This window comes from Streptococcus atopicus, assembly GCF_049166725.1.
Taxonomy (GTDB): domain Bacteria; phylum Bacillota; class Bacilli; order Lactobacillales; family Streptococcaceae; genus Streptococcus; species Streptococcus hominis.
Genome location: NZ_JBMHFC010000004.1, coordinates 89,567 through 105,417, shown reverse-complemented (window position 1 = coordinate 105,417; position 15,851 = coordinate 89,567). Strand labels below are relative to the sequence as shown.

The following is a 15,851-nucleotide window of genomic DNA, read 5'->3' as shown; positions in this document are numbered from 1 at the left end:
ATTATACCTCCAAAGCAAATTTTAAATCTGTGATTAAGTCTTGGCTGTCTTCGATTCCAATGGATAAACGCAACAAGTCATCTGTTAAACCGTAGGATTTCCGCACTTCTGCTGGAATATCTGCATGCGTTTGTGTCGCAGGATAGGTAATCAAGCTTTCTACACCACCTAAGCTTTCTGCAAAGGTAAAGACTTTTAGTGTGTTTAACAAATGTGGAATAACTGCTTCATCCTTGACTTTAAAGGAAATCATGCCGCCTTTTCCTGGATAGAGAACCTCTTTTACTGCTGGCGAATCTTTCAAGAAAGCTGCTACAGCTTGTGCGTTTTTTGTTGAACGCTCCATACGCAGAGACAAGGTTTTCAAACCTCGAAGCAAGAGATAACTATCAAATGGAGACAAAACAGCTCCTGTCGTATTGAGATTGTAGAATAGATCCTCATAAAGCTCTTTGTCACTCGTCATAAGAGCACCAGCCAGAACGTCATTATGTCCTCCTAAATACTTGGTCGCCGAATGTAGCACAAGATCCGCTCCATTTTCCAAAGGACGTTGATAAATTGGAGTATAAAACGTATTATCTACAATAACCTTTGCACCTTTTGCATGAGCTTTTTCTGCAATAGATGCAACATCAAACTCAAACATTAACGGATTGGTCGGGGTTTCCAGATACACTACATCTATATCCTCCGTTAAAGCCGCAAGCAATTCTTCTTCCGTATTTGCATATGTAAAGTGAAAGCGCCCTTCTTGCTCCACTTGATGAAACCAGCGAAAAGAACCGCCATAAAGGTCACGAACCGCTATAACTCTACTCCCAATCGGAAAAACGCTAAAGGCTAGCACAATAGCACTCATTCCTGAACTGGTCGCTAACGCATAATCCGCACTTTCAATAGCAGCTAAGGTTTTTTCCAAGCTACTTCGCGTTGGGTTTTTCGTGCGCGTATAGTCATATCCAGTGGATTTTCCAAATTCTGGATGCTGATAGGTCGTTGAAAAATGCAAAGGTGTTGTCAAGGCACCTGTTGCTTCATCCGTTTTAATACCAGCATGAGCTAAAATCGTGTCTAATTGTAACTTTTTATCCATAATAAATAACCTCCATAAGATAAAAGCGGAATCAAGCAATTCTTATATTTCTAAGTAATTCTATTGTATCATCTTACGAAAGCACTGTGTTTTGTTCTTTTCAAGACCTAGATATAGTTAATAACTATAATAGCTATTAAAAGATTATCAAATCATAGATGTTTATTCTCACAATAACCAATTTCATTATATCTTAATTCTTATAAATTTTCTACAATATTAAAAAGCCTTTCGGCTTTTTAATGAATATGAAATTTTTGACGTAAGGTTTGAGCTTTCTCACCAATAAAATGGTCTAACAAACGGACTCGCAAAGCCATTGCTCCATAAATAGCGATGCCCAAGCCACCGATGATAACCAAATAAAGCATACTAGAAATGCGTCCACTTGGATGAAAGACAAATCCAAGTACGACTTCCACAATGGCAATCAAAAGAGCCATAACTGCCGTTAAAATTCCAATCAACAAACTCCGTTTGAAGAGAATGGTTTGATTGAGCCCAGTTACTTGACGAATGTGTTGGTACATCAGAATGATTGGAACAATAAGTCCAATAGTAGTCGCAAGCAAGGGGCCGTAAGCTCTGAACAGATAAATAAATGGAATTTGCAAAATGAGCTTAACAAGAACTCCATAACCAAAATAGATAATTGCTTTACGATTTTGGAAAAGCGCCTGAATCATTGGCGATAAGACAGTATAGACGCCAAGAATAATCGTCTGTAACATAGCAAAAATGAAGAGCCCCAAGGCCAAACTATCTGGTCGTCCGTAGAAAATCGTGTATAATGGCCGCGCTACTAAGACAGAACCAATCGTTGCTGGTAAAAGAAACAGCAGTAACATACTCAAATTATCTTGAACTAAGCGCGCAGCCGCCTTTAAATCACCTTTGACATAGTTTTCTGTCAGCAAGGGAATCCCCACACCGCCGATCGAAGTTGCTACTGCAATCAAAATCATGGTAATCTTATTTGGATTGGCAGAGAAATAACTGAACATAACCACCAGCTGAGAATTGCTATAATTGGTGAACCATTTCATCGTATTGATAAATGTTATCTGGTCAATGATTTGGAAAAGCTGAATAGCAGAACCCGTGATGATAAAAGGAATGGCTTCACGAATCGTATCCACCAGCAAAGCACGGCTGTTGATTTCAGCACTATTAGCCGGTTTGTGTAAGATAGATGTCAAGAGATTGGTCTTCCAAAGAAAATAAACCAAAACCGCCATACTGGCAAACATACCGACAAAGGCTGCAAAAGTAGATTGGGTCACTGCAGCAACATAATCTTTTGTGCCCAATTTCATAATGAAGAATGTTGCAAGTAACATCCAAATCACACGAATGACTTGTTCAGCAATCTGGCTCATGGCATACGGTTTTAAATTGTTAAAACCTTGGAAAAATCCACGAATAACACTCATGGCTGGAAATACTAGCACAGCCCACGACAAACTTTGCATGACCGGAATCAGCTCTTTCCCAACTCCTGATACATGCGCAAAGAACGGTGATAAAAGATACATCACAACTGCAAAAATGACTCCCAACAAGAGCATGAATTTCAAAAATTCACGAATGAGAGTAAAACTATGATCTTTTTGATCAATCGTATTGTACTTGGCGACTTGCTTGGCGACTGCAACTGGAACTCCTGCCGTAGAAATCAGAAGAAACCAAGCATAAATATTGTAGCCCATAGTAAACAATCCATTGGCTTCTGCACCGTGTTTCCCCATCCAGATATACCAAGGAATAATATAAATTGCCCCTAAAAGGCGGCTGATAAAGTTACTAGCTGTCAGCCACGCTGTCCCTAGAAGCATTTGTTTTTGTTGATTTGTTGTTTGTTGGTCCATACATAACCTCTAAAAATAGTCTCATCTTATTATAAACTTTTCCTTTCCGCTTGTAAAACCTCGCCATTAAGTTTACAATAGAAGTATGATAACAATTGAAAACGCATTAAACATTTTAAAAAACGATCACAATTTCCGCGAGATTATCGACAAAGGACAATATTTTTATCATTATCGTGATCTTGTTTTTAAAAAAATCAGCTACGACAGCCGTGAAGTGGATGCTTCCACTCTTTTCTTTGTCAAGGGTGACAATTTTAAAAAAGAATTCTTGGAAAAAGCAGTGACAGCGGGTCTACAGCTTTATATCAGTGAAATGGATTTTGAAGTGGGAATTCCTGCTCTCATAGTCAATGACGTAAAACAAGCCATGAGCCTTCTTGCCATGGAATTTTATGGCAATCCACAAGACAAACTCAAATTGCTCGCTTTTACAGGAACCAAAGGAAAGACCACTTCTGCTTATTTCGCCTATCATATCCTCCAACAAAGTTACAAGCCAGCTCTCTTGTCTACCATGAACACGACGCTCGACGGAGAGCACTTCTTCAAATCTGCTTTGACAACACCGGAAAGCTTGGATTTGTTCAAAATGATGGCGACAGCTGTTGAGAATGGACGAACTCATCTTATCATGGAAGTTTCTAGTCAAGCCTATCTGAAAAAGCGGGTTTATGGTTTGACCTTTGATGTTGGCGTTTTCCTCAATATTAGTCCTGATCACATCGGACCAATTGAACATCCAACATTTGAAGACTATTTTTATCATAAACGGCTTCTCATGGAAAATAGCCGAGCTGTGGTGGTCAATAGCGAAATGGACCATTTTGAAGTTTTGGCTGAGCAAGTTGCTTCCATGGAGCATGATTTCTACGGACAGCATTCAGACAATCAAATTCATCATTCGCAAGCCTTTTCTTTTGAAACAAGCGGAATCCTCACAGAAAAATTTGACATTCAGCTAATCGGACGTTTTAACCAAGAAAATGCACTTGCTGCTAGCCTTGCCTGTCTACGCTTAGGTGCCACTATTTCTGATATAAAAAAAGGCATTGCTGCTACGCGTGTCCCTGGACGTATGGAAGTGCTGACCCAACAAAATGGTGCCAAAGTGTTTGTGGATTACGCACACAATGGTGTCAGTCTCGCCAATCTCCTATCGGTTGTGCAAGAGCATCAAAAAGGTAGGATTGTTTTGGTGCTCGGTGCAACTGGAAATAAGGGCGAAAGTCGCCGCAAAGATTTTGGTCTACTAATCAATCAACATCCAGAATTAATGGTGATTTTAACCGCAGATGATCCAAATTACGAGGATCCAATTGCCATTGCCAAAGAAATTGCTTCTTACATATCCTTTGATGTTGATATGATTGCTGACCGCGAAGAAGCTATTAAAAAAGCCCTTGGCTTAACTAGTAAAAAAGGCGATGCTGTCATTCTAGCAGGCAAAGGCGCTGATTGCTACCAAATTATCAACGGAGAAAAAGCAGACTATCTAGGTGATTATGCCATCGCTGAAAAATATTTATAGAAAATAATAAAGGTCGAGACAAACGTTTTCGACCTTTAATTATTTAAGAAAATTTATACTAGCAAGGAGAGATGAGCACAATTCTTCAGAAATCAAAATCTTGCTTTATGACTTTACTTTCTCCAACTAATCAAAACATACATCAGACTTGACCCAAACATATCTGCAAGTGCATGCACGAGGAAGAATGGTAAGAGGTTTTTAACCTTATATTTGTAAAGAAAATAATAGAGAATTCCAAAGCCAACACCAATTGTCAGTGCCCAGAGCATTCCTTGATAGGTATGGAAAGAAACGCGAATAATCGTCGAATAAAGAAGAACCCACCACTTATATTTATCTTTCACTGAGGTCAATAAACCTAAGAAGAAAAATTCTTCATAGAAGCCATTGAGCAAAGCATAGAGAATAGCCATAGGTGTCAAATCAATAAATTTGCGGAAAATTTCCGTCAAATCAATATATTTCCACAATTGCGGATCAAAATAATTGTATTCTCCGCTAAGGGTCGTCACTGTATCCGCGAGAATCCCCATAACCGCAAAGATAAATGGAACCCAAAAGAGTACAGACCACGATAAACGAATTGGCAACTGCTTAAAGTCAAAACGGCGAAGTATTAAATAGGCTATCGTCAAAGCTAACATGAGAAGCTGCAATTCTAAATTACTGGAATAAGCTGCTCCGTCACTTGCTATTTTACTAGCTGTATCTGTTACTGCTGCCGTAGTGGACGGTGACAAGCTCGCAAGATAAAGTTCTGTTGAACGATAAATAAATTGTCCAAACAACAGAGCTGTCACAATGACAATATCAAACCATTTCAAATACTTCAACGGCTGAGACGGACGAATTTTTGCTAAAAGATTCACGATACATTCCTTTCATGAAATGATTTAGTGACTACCAAATCTTGCTAAACTTAAACCTTATACTTATAAATCTATCAAATAAACCTTAAAATTTTATTATTCTAAGGTTTATCTAATGCTTTCTTTACACGAAAGGTCAATGTTTCCTTATCAAAATCCAATTTTAATTCATATTTCCCAGTCTCGTTAGGCGCAATATAACCTAAAATCACTAGAGCATCTACAAAAATATCACGCCGTTTCTGCATCAGCTCAGTTTTGCGACCATATTTTAAGAGGAAGGTCGTCATATATTTTAAAGCATACTCAGGATTCACATCTCCTACCAAATCATAGAGTTTTTGTTGCCGATTGGTCAATGGATATTGTTGTTTCAACCTATAAAAATAATTGGAAAGCGTCAGCTGCTCTCTGAGAAAATCCGTTTTTTCTACTAAAATAGCTTGGTTTGTTTGATTGGTTAAATGCGTCTCAAAACGCATATTCAGCAATTCTTGATAAAGAGGACTGTCATCTCGCACAAAGACTTCCTGATCCAAAGACAAATCCGTCACATTTTCCAACAGAGGAACGCTTTGACGATAGCGTTTATTTTCCCGAAGTACATATCCAGCTTTGATATATTCCTCCATGGAGCGATCAATATTGGAAAAGTTTGCAAATTCGCACTTTATCTCTCGCAAAGTAACATCATCATGTCGGTCTAAATAATTTATCAATTCATGAAAAAAAGGCTGACGTGTTAAACGACTGGGATTGATTACTTTAATCATCTAATCTTCCTTTATAAACTAATTTTTCGGATTGAGCCAATTGGCTAGGATTGGTTCCTGGCTGATGAAGAGGAACTGCTAAACCTAACTCTTTGTAATACTGCTGCCAAAAAGGAGCTATTTCCTCTTTTTCATCACCGAACTGCATAGGAATGGTTTCAAAAATGGGGAGGATTTCTGCAATATATTCAGAACAGTAAAAACCTATCATATTTGGATAAAAGCTATTGTTATAAGGCTTGTAAAGGTGTTGTTCTGCTCTTTTCCAGACAGCTTTCACATCTATATCAGGGAAAACATAGACATCATAGCATTCATCGTCCTGTAAAAATACCTCTATCGGCAGTTTTATGACTCCCCGCTCGCTTGTCGCATGGTACATCCAGCCGTCAAAAAAGATCGCCACATGATTATACCGCCCAGTTGATCGCTGAATAGCTTCTGCCATATCAGATTGACTGGACACAAAAAGTAAATCCCCATTTTGTAAATCTTGAATTTTCATAGAACTATTGTATCAAAAAAGGAGCCGAAACTCCCTTTTTATTCTATTCTTAAGCATTAAAACTTTCTGTTAATTGCGGAACGACTTGTTTTTTACGGGAAACAGCGCCAGCAAGGAAAGCGTGGTTATTTTCAAGAACAAAGTTGAAAGCTGCTTCTACCTTGTCCATATTGCGACCGATTGCCAGGATTTCTGAGTTTGAATTGACAATGTCGGTAATCATCAAAACGAAGTCAGAATAACCATTAGCTGCGTTTGCTTTTTCAATAGCTGCTTCCAGTTCACCTTGACGTTCCAAGACTTCTGCAATATCAACTGTGTTGACCTGTGCCACACGAACTTGATTTCCGTTTAATTCAAATGTTTTAGCATCAATATCAATCAGTTCTTCTGCTGTTTTGCTGGCTAAGTTCGTTCCAGCTTTAAGCATAGCCAAACCGTATTCTTCCAAATTCACACCAGCCAATTCAGCCAATTCTGGCGCAATGACTTTGTCACTTGGATGTGTAGTTGGTGATTTCAAAAGAAGGGTATCTGAAATCAAACCGGAGAGCATCAGACCAGCCAGTTCTTTTGGTACAGCTACACCAGCTTCTTTAAACATGCGGTAAACGATAGAAGAAGCTGAACCGACAGGTTCCAAACGCATATACAATGGACTTGCCGTTTCAAAATTCGCTACACGGTGATGATCCACAACACCGTACACTTCTACTTCTGCAATGTCAGAAATAGATTGTTGAAATTCATTGTGGTCTGTTAAAATGACTTGCTCAACTCCTTCTGCCTTTGCAGATGTCACCACACGCGGTGCTTTTACACCAAAAGTATCCAAGACAAACGCTGTTTCTTCATTTGGTTCTCCCAAAGCAACCGCTTCTGTATCCAATCCATAAGCCTCACGTGCAAGGTAAGCAAAGGCTACAGCTGAACCAATCGCATCTGAATCTGGATTTTGGTGACCGAAAACTAAAATTTTAGACATGATAGTACCTCATAAACTTTTTATACACCCTATTTTAGCACAATTTTAAGATTTTCACAAAGAGAGTAATAGAAAAGCACCCAATTGTCAGCTTTTCTGGCTAACTCCTTGAGTGCTTATTAACATTTCACTTTTTTGTATCAACTATTGTGTACGCGGTTCATGTACTCGGTATAGGATTCTGTTTTCATAAGCTCTTTGGCATTTTTTACTCGATCAGCAGTTGGTGGTTTTATGCCTTCTAATGGATAAGGAATACCCAATTCACGCCATTTGAATTCTCCCATTGTATGATACGGCAGCACTTCAAATTTATCAACTGTTTTTAAGGTTTTGACAAACTCACCTAACTCTTTTAAGTCATCATCACGGTCTGTCAAAGTCGGAACCAAAACATGACGAATCCACATTGGAACACCTTTATCAGATAGATATTTTGCACATTCCAAAATATTTTTATTAGTATGTCCTGTTACAAATCTATGCTGGGCATCGTTGATTTCTTTAATATCCAGCAACACTAAATCAGTCACTTCAAGCAGGCGATCAAAAACTTTGAGATACTCTGGCGTATTGCGGAAAGGCATCGCACAAGTATCTAAAGTACAATGAATCCCCAGCTCTTTAGCCTTGGTAAAGAGAGCCGTCACAAAATTAATCTGCAAAAGAGCTTCACCACCACTTACTGTAATCCCACCTTTTTTACCCCAAAAGCCACGATAACGAAGCGCTTCTTGCAAAACGTCTTCCACCGTTCGCTCTCTTGAATTATTGGTTTCCATTGCCCATGTATCTGGATTGTGACAATATTGACAACGCATCTTACAACCCTGTAAAAAGACAATGAAACGGATACCAGGCCCATCAACAGCTCCAAAACTTTCAGTCGAATGGACCATACCTGTTACTTTTCCATAATCAATGACTTCTTTTTCCATCGTCTTATCCTCTTGAAAACGTTTTATACTATTATTATAACACTTCTTTTCTAGATAGAGGGACAATTTGTCTATTTTTTAGAAAATAATCTGTTTTTCAGTTTCATTTTCAATGTTTTTCAAAAAACGAGAGAAGTCTAAAACTCTCTCGTTTATCATCTATTCCTTTTAATCCGCCACTTTCTTTCGCCAAAGGAGGGTTGCGTTTAAGATGACAATCCCTACAACAACGACTTCAGCGCCTGTTGTTCCTGTAGATGGTAAAATCCTCTTTTTAGTTAGTTTATCATCTTTATTTAGTGGCATTGTGGTGTCACCAGAAGGTTTTGGTTCAGTTGGTTGTGTCGGTGTCGTATTACCTTTCTTCTGACTAAAATCAAGCTGTGCAATAACGGGATCGTGATCTGACGCCCGACCGTGTTCTTCCATAAAGGAAGCATTGATATGAACTGGTGAGAATACTGTTTTATCCGCAATATTTTTTGAAACAAAGATATTGTCTAAACTTTGATTGCTGCCACGGTAGAAGTAAGAATACCGATCAGCTGCATCATGATTGAGCATCATATTTACCAATTCATTACCAGCAACTGCTTTTGCTGTATCAGAAAAATCAAAGTCATTAAAGTCACCAGTCAAGACAAACTTCAAATTTGGATTTTGCTTCAAACCTTCTTTTACAAAGGCATTCAGCAACTTAGCTTGTTCAATCCGTTGTGCCAATGTATTTTGTACTGCAGGCTGTTTTGAACCATAGACCGCATCGTCCCCGAGCTTGGATTTCAAATGATTGGCAATCACGACAATCCGTTCGCCTTTAAATTCAAACTCTGCTGCTAAAGATTTTCTAACTTTTTCAAAGACTGGATTAGCTGGGTCTATTCTGGCAGGATTTTTCACCAAATGACCGTCCTTGAAAGCAGCCGTTTCTGTGCTACTTCCTGCTTCACGTTCTACTAGCTTCACTCGTTGAGGATTGTACAAGAAAGCTACACGAATATTGGAGCCAGGTTTTCCTCCGTCTGCACCGTCAACAGGAGCTACTTCGACATACTTATACTCTTTGCCGCCTAATTGTTTAATCTTAGCAGCTAACTTTTCCCCACTTTCAACACCACTTACTGTGCCGTCATTGACACTTCCGTTATTATCTTGAACTTCTATGAGTGTGATAATATCTGGACTATGGATTTCATTGATAAAGGATTTGGCAATTTTCTCCACTTTTGCATCAGGTGTTTCGCCCACTGCATTGTTCGCCGAGAAGTTTTCGATATTGTAAGAAGCAATCGTCAATTTATCTTCACTTGGGTAAAGTTTAGAAACCTCTCTTTGCAAACCACCGTCTTGCAAAGCTGGCAATTGGGTTGGCTCCAACTTAAAGACTTTACTGCGATAACTCACGACTCCAACAACATCTTCATTAAAGTAATCTTTGGCTTTGGCAACAAACTTATTTCCTACATAAACTGGAATGGTTGCCGTATTTTGCACATTCGGACGTAAATTGACGCCACCGATATTATTTAACGGTAATTCTTGATAGCCATCAGGCAACAGGTAGATATCCCCGCGATATTGTGGTCCAAGCACATGAGGTTTTTTAACTGTTGTCAACATACCTTCAAGACTTTCCCAATAGTCCAAAGCATCATGCTCTGGATCATAGACAGTCGGAGTATTGTCTACGACATCTTTTGGCATACGCTCTGAAATATTGACAGGAGCTGGCAATGCCGCTGTTCCGTCTTTTGTTACCTTTGAAGCTATCAATTGCGTGACAGTCAAGCTACCAGCCGGCTTTTGAAATTGTTGTCCCGGACGGATGCTGAGCGACTCCATGTAACCTTCTTTAACTTCACCTTCAATCGTCAATCGGTCTCCAACAGCTACTTTTTCCTTTGAAACTACATAGATAGCATCTGAAGTCTTTGTGTTCCCGTCAGCTTTGATATCTTGTACATAAAAGCCATATCGATCCGTTTTAGTGACGACTACATTTGACACGCGCACCTTTTTCCCATTATAAGGCGATTCATGTGCTTCGCCTTGAATTTGACCAATATTGGCTACCTCGGTAAATTCCGAAGCAGCGGCTCTTGCTTCACTGCTTGAAGCTTCTGTCTTAGGTGTTGCTTCGCTTGTGCTACTTGGCTCATTCGTACTACTCGTACTGCTTGCTGAACTTTCAGAAGTTGTTTCTGATGATTGCGACTGAGTTGTCGAAGCAACAGAACTAGAACCTGAAGTCGTTGTTACAGAAGTTTCTGAACTTGAAGAGCTCGCCTCATTTGCCTGAACAACAGGACTTAGAACGCTACTAGCTAACAAAATAGCTGTCGCAAACAATACAGGCAATTGTTTTGAAGTTTTTTTCATATATTCTCCTTTACATCATAATTTGGAAATCAAATTTCCTTGAGATGTATTTCTACCGTAATTATTATAAATAAAACAGAAGGATAATGCAAACGCTTTCTCTTCAATTTTTAAAAAATCGGCTGAACAATTCAGTCGATTTTAGGATTTATTGCTACATTTAGTGTTTATTTACAATAATTGCCAAACTTTCATAAGGTCTTAAGGTTACAACTGCTGCTGTTTGAGCTTCTTCATAATTAGAAAGGAGCACTTCGCCATTTTGATACTCTGGTAAAATATCTATCGTAATCGGATCTGGATAGAAGTTATTGAGTACCAGAAGTTTTTCGGCCCCCAATTGACGCTCGAAAGCATAAACTTGCTGACTGTCTTCATAAACTGGTCGATAACTGCCTTCGGCAATGATAGGAAGCTCCTTGCGAAGAGCAATCAGTTTTTGATAGAAAGTGAAAATCGGGCCCTGCATCTCATTTTCAACATTGATTTCAGGATAAGATTTCCCTGCTTTGAGCCAAGGGATGCCTGTCGTAAAGCCAGCATTCGCTGAATCATCCCACTGCATAGGAGTGCGAGAATTATCACGAGATTTGGCCTGAATAATTGCAAAAGCTTCTTCTAGTGTTTTGCCTTGCTCCAGCAGCATCTGATAGGCATTGATAGACTCTACATCCACATAATCTGCCATAGAGTCATAGTCTGGATCCACCATGCCAATTTCTTCTCCCATATAGATATACGGCGTGCCGCGAGACAGATGAATACTGGCCGCAAGCATGGTTGCTCCTTCATTACGAAAATGCTGAACATCAACAAAACGATTTAAGGCACGTGGCTGGTCGTGGTTGTTCCAAAATAGAGCACTCCAGCCATCATGGTCACTCATTTCCTTGCCCCACGTATGGAAAAGACGCTTGAGCTCCTCGAAATCAAATTTTTTCAAGCTCCATTTTTGACCATTTTCATAATCCACCTTCAAATGATGGAAATTAAAGGCCATGGACAATTCGTGACGCGCCGGATCTGTATAGAGAATGCAGTTTTCAATAGTAGTCGCACTCATCTCCCCGACCGTTATAAATGAGGCAGCCTGTCCGAAAGTCGCTTCATTCAACATGTGCAGGTAGTCGTGTACAATGGGCTTGTCCGTATAGGCAGGCTTACCATCATTTTCCGGACAGTTTTCCAACACCTCATCTTTTCCAATCAGATTGATGACATCAAAGCGAAAACCTTTGACACCCTTGTCCCGCCAAAAATTGACAACTTTGAAAAGTTCTTCACGGACATGAGGATTGCGCCAGTTGAGATCAGCTTGCGTCACATCAAAGAGATGCAGGTAGTACTTGCCCGTTGTTCCAAAAGGCGCCCAGGCGCTGCCGCCAAACTTAGACAGCCAGTCTGTTGGCTCATCGCGCAGAAAGAAAAAATCTTGGTAGTACGGATCACCAGCTAAAGCTTTTTGAAACCATTCATGCTCAGTTGAGCAGTGATTTAAGACCATGTCCAGCATGAAATCAATGCCGTACTCTCTTCCAACTTGAACCATCTCTTCAAAGTCAGACATCGTTCCAAAAAGAGGGTTGACAGCTGTGTAATCTGAAATATCATAACCATTATCACGCTGCGGGCTGGGATAGAAAGGATTGAGCCAGACCATACCCACTCCTAATTCTTTGAGGTAAGGAATTTTCTCAATAATACCTTGAAAATCTCCTATCCCATTGCCGGTCGTATCTTTAAATGATTTTGGATAAATTTGATAGACGACTTTTGTCTTATCTAATGCCATTTGTCTTCCTTTTCTATTTCTAAAAGAAAGAGGTGGGGCTTGCGCTCCTCCCCTTTATCGTTGTTACTTTTATTCTTTGCTACGAGCCTTTGTGCCTCTCGTTAAGAGATTGCTGCTTGGATTTCCAGCAGTGAGGCAAATGGATTACTGAGATAAACTTGTCTATTCGTTAGATAAAATCCTGCTCATCATAGCTCGTATCAAACATTTTATCCGATTCGAGTAGCAGTCATCAGCTTATCTCCACGTCTAACAGTTCGCGGTAATGTTCCCTGTTCATCAGCCTGAAATTGCTCTTGATTTGTGATAATCACAGGTGTTTCAGTCACTAAGCCAGCTTCCTGAATAGCTGCTATATCAAAACTAACCAGTTTCTGACCTACGCTCACTCTGTCTCCTTGAGCCACATGAGCTTCAAAACCTTTTCCGTCGAGATTAACAGTGTCCATACCGATATGCATGAGCAATTCGACACCTTCATCTGACACGATTCCAACCGCATGGTTGGTTGGGAAAAGCACTGATACCGTCCCGTTCACAGGGGCCACTAGTTCTCCCTCACTTGGAAGAATGACAACTCCTTGTCCCATCACGCCTTGAGCAAAGACAGGGTCGATTGCTTGGCTTAATTCTTTGACTTCTCCAACAAGTGGGCTGACAATTTCTGCAAAATCCACTTTTGCTGCTGCTTCTTTAGCTTCGTCAATCGCTTCAATTTGCGGTGATTTCACACTTTCATCTTCCGTTTTTGTAAGCATACCTGTCTTGCGGAAGAAGAAGGTCAATAGCATTGGTACTACAATGGCCACCAGCATAATAAAGAAGAATGGCAGCATGTATTTAGCTTGGATAGATAAAATACCTGGAATCCCACCGATTCCGATAGCATTGGCTGTTACGTTAAAGGTTACCGATAACAGACCTGCGATAGAAGAACCAATCATCCCTGCCACAAATGGGTAGACGTACTTCACGTTGACCCCGAAAAGTGCTGGTTCTGTAACACCTAGATAAGCAGAAATCGTTGCTGGCAGAGAAATCTGTGCTTCACGTTCATTATGACGGTTCATCAAATAGTAAGCAAACACAGCTGAACCTTGAGCGATATTGGACAAGGCAATCATTGGCCATAGTGCCGTGCCACCTGTATCTGCAACCAGCTGTGTATCAATGGCATTGGTCATGTGGTGCAGACCAGTGATAACAAACGGAGCATAGAGAGCACCAAATATCGCACCAAAAAGCCATTTAACAGGACCAGTCAGACCAGCAAGCACCGCTGTTGACAGCCATTGTCCAAGTGTCGAACCAATTGGACCAAGGACTGTATGCGCTAGAATCAAGGCTGGAATCAAGGATAAGAATGGCACAAAAATCATGGACACAACTTCTGGAATGCGTTTGCGCCAGAAGATTTCAAGATAAGATAGCGACAATCCTGCAAGCAGAGCTGGAATAACTTGTGCTTGATATCCAATTTTTCTAACTGTAAAGAAGCCAAAATCCCACACCCAGTTTTTAGCAATTTCTGAAGCCGGTGTGCTAGCTACTGAATAAGCATTGAGCAATTGCGGTGATACCAAACAGATTCCAAGAACAATTCCCAAAATCTGACTGGTTCCCATTTTACGAGAAACAGACCAAACAATACCAACCGGTAAGAAGTGGAAAATCGCTTCACCCGGTAGCCACAAGAATGAGTTTACCCCGCTCCAGAACTGTGATACATCCACAATTGTATTGTAAATCGGAGTACCGTCTTTAGCAAACTGAGCAACACCGTCAACCATTTTTTGACCGAGCGCCTGAATCTGCACACCTTCCAGAATATTGCGGAAACCGAGAATCAGCCCCCCAACGATAATGGCTGGAATAATTGGAGTGAAAATTTCCGCCAGCATTGTCATGACACGCTGTACTGGATTCTGATTGCTTTTGGCAGCGGCTTTGGCTGCTTCTTTTGATACTCCTTCAATTCCTGAAACAGCTGTAAAATCATTGTAGAAAATCGGCACATCATTTCCGATAATGACCTGAAACTCCCCTGCATTTGTAAAAGATCCTTTTACAGCTGGAATGGCTTCAATTGCTTTTACGTCTGCCTTCTTTTCATCTGCCAATACAAAGCGCATCCGAGTTGTACAATGGCTGACAGCTGAGACATTCTCCTTGCCGCCGATAGCATCTAATAGCGTCTTGGCGTCTTTCTCAAATTTTCCCATTTTCTGTTTGGCTAGGCTTAACCTAACACTCTCCTTCTTTTTTTCATCATTGTACAATTGATTGATACATTTATTGTAAACGATACCAAAGATGTCTGCAAGTTGTTTGTAGTAAAAAAGGCTCTTTTTTGGTAAAATTTATTTAGTTGTATGCTAAAAAGAAAACAAGTGAGGATATCATGAAAAAATATGAACAAATTTTTAAACTCTTAGAACAAGATATTCTAAACGAGAAATATCAGATGAATGATTATCTTCCTAGCGAACACGAACTTGTCCAGACCTACAAGGTCAGCCGTGACACGATTCGTAAATCGCTTGATTTGCTTCAAAAAGCTGGTCTCATTCAAAAAATGAGAGGTCAAGGCTCTAAAGTCATCCAACAAAAACAGATTGACTTTCCCGTTTCCAACCTAACTAGTTACCAAGAACTTGTCCGGCAACATGGAATGAATTCTAAAACCAATGTCATCCAGTTAGAAAAAATTACAGTTGATAAAAAATTATCCAGTCTTACTGGTTTTCCTGAATACCGTCTGGTGTGGCGGATTATTCGCCAAAGGGTCGTTGACGGGATTGCCTCCGTCTTAGATATTGATTACCTTGATAAGAGTTTTGTCCCTTCTATTAGCCGTGAAATTGCAGAGCATTCAATTTATGCTTATTTAGAAGGTGAACTGGGACTACACATTGCTTACGCCCAAAAAGAAATCACAATTGATCCAGCTACCAATCGCGATAAAATATTGATGAGCATTGGAAATGACCACCATGTCGTCTCTGTCAAATCAAAAGTCTATCTCGCAGACGGACAGCAATTTCAGTTTACAGATAGTCGTCATAAACTCGAAAAATTCCGTTTCGTTGATTTTGCCAAGCGGCAAAAATGA

Annotated in this window: 12 protein-coding genes; 2 read left to right on the top strand and 10 right to left on the bottom strand. The window is 40.0% G+C overall.

What is annotated here, in order from left to right:
* Position 1: 1 nt before the first annotated feature.
* Both ACOMA9_RS04250 and ACOMA9_RS04245 read right to left on the bottom strand, forming a co-directional pair.
* A complete protein-coding gene (locus ACOMA9_RS04250; protein ID WP_270206881.1) occupies positions 2-1,096 on the bottom strand; it encodes a cystathionine gamma-synthase in 1,095 nt (364 codons plus the stop codon).
* 239 nt (positions 1,097-1,335) lie between these two features.
* Entirely contained in the window at positions 1,336-2,964 is a 1,629-nt protein-coding gene (locus tag ACOMA9_RS04245; RefSeq protein ID WP_270736376.1) for a putative polysaccharide biosynthesis protein, read from the bottom strand.
* A gap of 85 nt (positions 2,965-3,049) precedes the next feature.
* Between ACOMA9_RS04245 and ACOMA9_RS04240 the strand changes: the two genes are divergently transcribed.
* Entirely contained in the window at positions 3,050-4,495 is a 1,446-nt protein-coding gene (locus ACOMA9_RS04240; RefSeq protein ID WP_247906331.1) for a UDP-N-acetylmuramoyl-L-alanyl-D-glutamate--L-lysine ligase, read from the top strand.
* Positions 4,496-4,608: 113 nt separating this feature from the next.
* On the opposite strand, the gene ACOMA9_RS04235 is transcribed toward ACOMA9_RS04240, so the two are convergent.
* The 8 genes from ACOMA9_RS04235 to treP form a co-directional block, all read right to left on the bottom strand.
* Positions 4,609-5,367, bottom strand: a complete 759-nt coding sequence (locus tag ACOMA9_RS04235; RefSeq protein ID WP_151379954.1) for a CPBP family intramembrane glutamic endopeptidase — start codon at positions 5,365-5,367, stop codon at positions 4,609-4,611.
* Between the two features lie 101 nt (positions 5,368-5,468).
* On the bottom strand, positions 5,469-6,140 hold the full coding sequence (locus ACOMA9_RS04230) for a DUF1803 domain-containing protein (protein ID WP_151379955.1): 672 nt from the start codon (positions 6,138-6,140) through the stop codon (positions 5,469-5,471).
* Complete coding sequence (locus ACOMA9_RS04225) at positions 6,133-6,645, bottom strand: YiiX/YebB-like N1pC/P60 family cysteine hydrolase (protein WP_151379956.1); 513 nt, start codon at positions 6,643-6,645, stop codon at positions 6,133-6,135. Before ACOMA9_RS04225 ends, ACOMA9_RS04230 begins: the two co-directional genes overlap by 8 nt.
* Positions 6,646-6,694: 49 nt before the next feature.
* Positions 6,695-7,630: a manganese-dependent inorganic pyrophosphatase gene (locus ACOMA9_RS04220; RefSeq protein ID WP_151379957.1), complete on the bottom strand. Its 936-nt coding sequence runs from the start codon at positions 7,628-7,630 to the stop codon at positions 6,695-6,697.
* 140 nt (positions 7,631-7,770) lie between these two features.
* Positions 7,771-8,568: a pyruvate formate-lyase-activating protein gene (pflA, locus tag ACOMA9_RS04215; RefSeq protein ID WP_059221050.1), complete on the bottom strand. Its 798-nt coding sequence runs from the start codon at positions 8,566-8,568 to the stop codon at positions 7,771-7,773.
* Positions 8,569-8,736: 168 nt separating this feature from the next.
* Positions 8,737-10,947 carry an endonuclease/exonuclease/phosphatase family protein gene (locus ACOMA9_RS04210; protein WP_330944833.1) on the bottom strand — a complete coding sequence of 737 codons (2,211 nt, stop codon included), beginning with the start codon at positions 10,945-10,947 and terminating at the stop codon, positions 8,737-8,739.
* 160 nt (positions 10,948-11,107) lie between these two features.
* Positions 11,108-12,739: an alpha,alpha-phosphotrehalase gene (treC, locus tag ACOMA9_RS04205; protein ID WP_151379959.1), complete on the bottom strand. Its 1,632-nt coding sequence runs from the start codon at positions 12,737-12,739 to the stop codon at positions 11,108-11,110.
* Between the two features lie 209 nt (positions 12,740-12,948).
* Positions 12,949-14,961, bottom strand: a complete 2,013-nt coding sequence (treP, locus tag ACOMA9_RS04200; RefSeq protein WP_421424734.1) for a PTS system trehalose-specific EIIBC component — start codon at positions 14,959-14,961, stop codon at positions 12,949-12,951.
* Positions 14,962-15,140: 179 nt separating this feature from the next.
* Here treP and treR point away from each other — a divergent pair, with 179 nt between their 5' ends.
* Complete coding sequence (treR, locus tag ACOMA9_RS04195) at positions 15,141-15,851, top strand: trehalose operon repressor (protein WP_049533480.1); 711 nt, start codon at positions 15,141-15,143, stop codon at positions 15,849-15,851.